Annotated in this window: 5 protein-coding genes; 4 read left to right on the top strand and 1 reads right to left on the bottom strand. The window is 52.3% G+C overall.

Annotated elements, in window-relative coordinates:
- The 4 genes from P8N76_18055 to P8N76_18040 form a co-directional block, all read left to right on the top strand.
- A partial coding sequence (locus P8N76_18055) for a DUF1553 domain-containing protein (protein ID MDG2383582.1) occupies window positions 1–599 on the top strand: 599 nt, incomplete at its 5' end.
- Between the two features lie 10 nt (window positions 600–609).
- Window positions 610–1,998, top strand: coding sequence for a DUF1501 domain-containing protein (locus P8N76_18050; protein ID MDG2383581.1), 1,389 nt, complete (start codon window positions 610–612; stop codon window positions 1,996–1,998).
- Between the two features lie 153 nt (window positions 1,999–2,151).
- The gene (locus P8N76_18045; protein MDG2383580.1) at window positions 2,152–2,478 is read left to right on the top strand and encodes a hypothetical protein; all 327 of its coding nucleotides are present in this window, start codon (window positions 2,152–2,154) and stop codon (window positions 2,476–2,478) included.
- 113 nt (window positions 2,479–2,591) lie between these two features.
- A complete protein-coding gene (locus P8N76_18040; GenBank protein MDG2383579.1) occupies window positions 2,592–3,746 on the top strand; it encodes a TMEM43 family protein in 1,155 nt (384 codons plus the stop codon).
- A gap of 16 nt (window positions 3,747–3,762) precedes the next feature.
- On the opposite strand, the gene P8N76_18035 is transcribed toward P8N76_18040, so the two are convergent.
- On the bottom strand, window positions 3,763–4,206 hold the full coding sequence (locus P8N76_18035; GenBank protein ID MDG2383578.1) for a hypothetical protein: 444 nt from the start codon (window positions 4,204–4,206) through the stop codon (window positions 3,763–3,765).
- Window positions 4,207–4,415: the final 209 nt, after the last annotated feature.

Genomic DNA, 4,415 nt, shown 5'->3' with positions numbered 1-4,415 from the left:
TTGTCCTGTCCCGGAGTTGGCAGATGGCCAGCCAGGAAGGTGATCCCAACGGTGGCAAGTTCGACCCGGAAAACGTGTTGCTCTGGCGCGCCCACAAACGTCGACTCGATGCTGAAAGCCTACGGGATTCTATTTTGATGCTATCCGGATCGCTTGACATGCAGCGCGGCGGCCCTAGCTTGCCGTCGGATTTCAAGTCGGAATTTAATTTCAAGTATACTTCGATGAAACGCAGTATTTACATCCCTGTGTTTCGCAATCGACTGCACGAAATCTTCCGCGCTTTTGACTTCGCTAATCCCAGCTTCGTCGTTGGCAAACGTTTCGAAAGCACTCTCCCCACGCAGTCGCTTTACCTCATGAACAGTCCGTTCGTCCACGAGCAGGCAGAGGTCGCTGCGGAACAGTTCATCAAGGGGCGCGCGGATCTGGAGGATGCAGTCAGACGAACCTATCGTCAAATTCTCTGCCGAAGTCCGCGTGCTGAGGAAATGACGCTGACGCTCGAGTTCCTCAAATCAGAAGACTTTTCGAGAGAAGCAAGAGCAGGCTTGATCCGTAGTTTGTACTCGTGTGTCGATTTTCAATACATTCATTAGGGCTGCGATTATGTTAAGTGACCATTGTATTGCGCGCCGCCATTTGCTGAAATCGGCCGCTTGCGGCTTCGGTCACTTGGCGTTTGCCGGCATTGCGGGTGCCACAACCCCGAATCCCCTGGCCCCCAAGCTACCCATGCATGCGCCACGGGCCAAGCGGGTGATTTTTCTTTTTATGCAGGGGGGGCCTAGTCAGGTTGATACCTTTGAGCACAAACCCCAACTGAGGAAGCGCGACGGAGAAAAAATCGATTTTGCCCATCGAGGAACAACCAACGCCCAGAAGGTGATGAAGCATTTGTGGGACTTCCGTCGCTACGGCCAGTGCGGCCAAACGGTTTCCAGCCTCTTTCCAGAAATCGCCAAACACGTGGATGACATTTGTTTTCTACACGGCATGCATACCGAAGGGGTGGCGCATGGGCCAGCGACCCTGTTTTTACACACGGGGGCGACGAACCTTGTACGTCCATCGGTGGGCGCATGGATTGGTTATGGGCTAGGAAGTGGTAACGAGAATCTTCCTGCCTTTGTGACGATCAATCCACCGGCCAATAAAGGCGGTCCCCGAAACTATGGCAATGCGTTCCTTCCTCCCATCTACCAAGGTACGGTGCTGGGGCAACCGGGTAATCGGGATGCTGATCCGAAACTAGTCAACTTGGATAGCTTGGTAAGCGCGCAGTCGGGTCGGAAGCAATACAGTTTTCTTAAGCGTCTCAACCGCATTCAAGCGGGTGCTCAGCCCGATGCGGCGGTCGAAGGAGCAATTCAGTCGCTTGAATTGGCGTGGCGCATGCAGAATGACGCGGGAGATCTATTCGATCTTGGCCAGGCATCGAAGCAAACTTTGGCCTTGTATGGAATCGATCAAAAGCCGACGAACAGCTTCGGTCGCCAATGTCTTGCGGCGCGTCAACTGGCCGAATCCGGGGTGCGTTATATTCAGATCAACCACTGCGATAATGACGCCGCGCCCGTCTGGGATCAGCACGGCAATATGCCCAAGCATCAAGAACTGGCCTTGGAAGTTGACAAACCGATTGCTGGGTTGCTCGCTGACTTGAAGCAACGTGGGCTCCTGGAAGATACGCTGGTCTGGTGGGGCGGCGAATTTGGCCGTACACCATTCTCGCAAGGTGCTGACGGCCGCGACCACAACCCCAAGGGGTTCACGACATGGTTGGCCGGTGGCGGAGTTAAGCCTGGATTTGCCTACGGCGCGACGGACGAGCTAGGATTCCAAGCAGTTGCAGGTAAAGTTCACATGCATGACTTACATGCGACCATCCTGCATCTGCTGGGGATGGATCACGAACAGCTTACCTTCCGTTATTCAGGCCGCCAGTTTCGTTTAACCGACGTGGCTGGAAGTGTCGTCAAAGAAATTCTTGCGTAGCCTCCAATAGCATCAGGCGACCCTATCGGGTCCGAGCCAATGTAGCTCACGTAGAATTCCGGCAAGGCCAGCCAATCGCTCGGTCAGCAGGCTTCGTCGTGGAATTGTGAAACGCATTACGCGGCTTGATAAAAACGCTGGGATCGATCGGCTTTGAGATTTGCCGAAAAGGCAGCTGACATCTTTGTCGCAACAGTGGATAAGGCGACCACTTGGTACAAGATCCCCGAGATTCGCCAGTTCAGAATTATCGAAAAAAAGTTTCTTGCGGCCGCTGGCTGGTTTGCTGTCGCGACTGCGGCCTCTTTCTTTGGGGTGATACATGCGTATACGCTTAGCCCTGCAGGTATCCATTACAACTTAGGGCTCCTGGCTGCCCCTGACTTTTTTGCGACCTATATGCTGTGTGTCATTCTGATGATCGGGCTTCATGTGTGGTGCCAGAAGAGCTCAGCGAGCACCGAATCCAGACCCTTGTAATATCGGTCGAATTTTATAAGAGTTGGTTCCTTGACTTTCTCCGCTTCACCGCTGAATAATCGTCCCTTTGACGAATAAGTAATCTCCATTGACCTGCTATAAGGATTAGTCGCATGTCTGATTTTTCCACGGTAAGCTCTCAATCCTGGTTCAGCCGTCTTGGTGGCGCAATCAAAGGTGTCATTTTTGGAATCATTTTGGTCTTTGTTATGATCATGATGCTTTGGTGGAACGAAGGCCGCGCTGTAAAGACCTACAAAATGCTCAAAGAGGGAGCCGGGGCTGTTGTTAGTGTATCAGCAGATACCGTGTCGCCAGGCAATGACTCCAAACTCGTGCACCTCTCAGGACTGGCCACCACGGAAGATACCCTTTCAGATAGCATCTTTGGTATCTCGGCTACCGCGCTGAAGTTAATGCGAACGGTTGAGATGTACCAAGTCGAAGAGACCATAACTAAAGAAGAGAAGAAGAAGTTGGGTGGAGGAACCGAAACGGTGGAGACGCCCAGCTATTCACAGGTTTGGTCTTCGTCTGTGATCGACTCCAGCAATTTCAGAGACCCATCAAAACAGGTCAACCCTGGCAGCATGCCGTATAGTTCAGAGACCTTGACCGCCACCAAAGCGACCATTGGTGCGTTCACATTAAACTCGGGGCTGCTTGGTCAGATCACTAATGCTCAACCGATGAATGCGACACAAGAAACGCTGTCCAAAATTCAGCAGGACCTACAGTCCAAGCTTACGCTTCATGCCAATGGGTATTACATGGGCGCTAATCCGTCTAGTCCTCAGATTGGTGATGTGCGTGTTACCTTTAAAGTCGTGCTTCCTCAGGACGTTTCGCTGATTTCTCAACAAGTTGGGAATACCTTTCAGGCCTGGCAGGCCTCGAATGGGAAGTCTTTTCAGCGCCTAGAGTCCGGCACTGTGTCGGCTGAGGTTATGTTCGAAGATGCTCAGGCGGAGAACCGCATGCTGACCTGGATCTTGCGTCTGGTTGGTCTAGTCCTGATTGCTGTTGGTATCGGAATGATCTTTAGACCGCTGAGTGTCGCTGCCGACGTACTTCCGTTTCTGGGAAGTTTGCTCGAAGTGGGGGTTGGGATTATCGCCTTCTTGGGATCACTCTGTATCACGATGTTGGTGATCTCCATGGCCTGGATCTTCTATCGTCCACTGATCGGGATTCCGCTACTGCTCATCTCCGTGGGGAGCATCGTGGCGCTCTTCGTGATGAAGAACAAGAAAGCGGTCGCTGCCTGAGGGGCAGCGATAGCGCTTACTTAACGGCGACGATATAACCGATCCAGCCGACTTCGTTTTCGTAGTAATTGCGTAGTCGGACGATGTCGTCAGATTCACCAAATTCATCCCATCCATGAATGTAGACGTCGGCCTGCTTAAAGCCGGCGTCTATTAGCAACTCGCAGACCTCCGGTGGTGTCCACAGCCGCCAGTCGTAATCAAAGGCGTCATAGATGGCGTTACCATCTTTGAATCCGAAGTGGATCTTGCAGTGAATTTCATTGGTGATGACGTTAAAACGTTTCTGTTCCCAGATATAACTGAAGGCAGGGACCTTTGACCCGTCATAGCGAACGCTCTTATCGATGTCGCGCTCTTCGTAACTTTCTTCCATGGCGCTGGTGCCGCCAAAGATGTCGAGGAAGAATATCCCTTGCCGATTGAGTCCCGCGTAAGCTGATTGAAAATAGTTCAGCAAGAGCTCTCGGGTCTTAAAACAGAAGTAGGAGAAATTATAGGCCGCGATCGCATCCACTTTTGGGCTGTGGGAAATTGTCCTGTCCCGGAGTTGGCAGATGGCCAGCCAGGAAGGTGATCCCAACGGTGGCAAGTTCGACCCGGAAAACGTGTTGCTCTGGCGCGCCCACAAACGTCGACTCGATGCTGAAAGCCTACGGGATTCTATTT

It is taken from the genome of Pirellulaceae bacterium (assembly GCA_029243025.1).
In the GTDB taxonomy this organism is placed as follows: domain Bacteria; phylum Planctomycetota; class Planctomycetia; order Pirellulales; family Pirellulaceae.
Note: the sequence above shows the minus strand (reverse complement) of the source record. Positions and strands in the feature narration are given on the sequence as shown.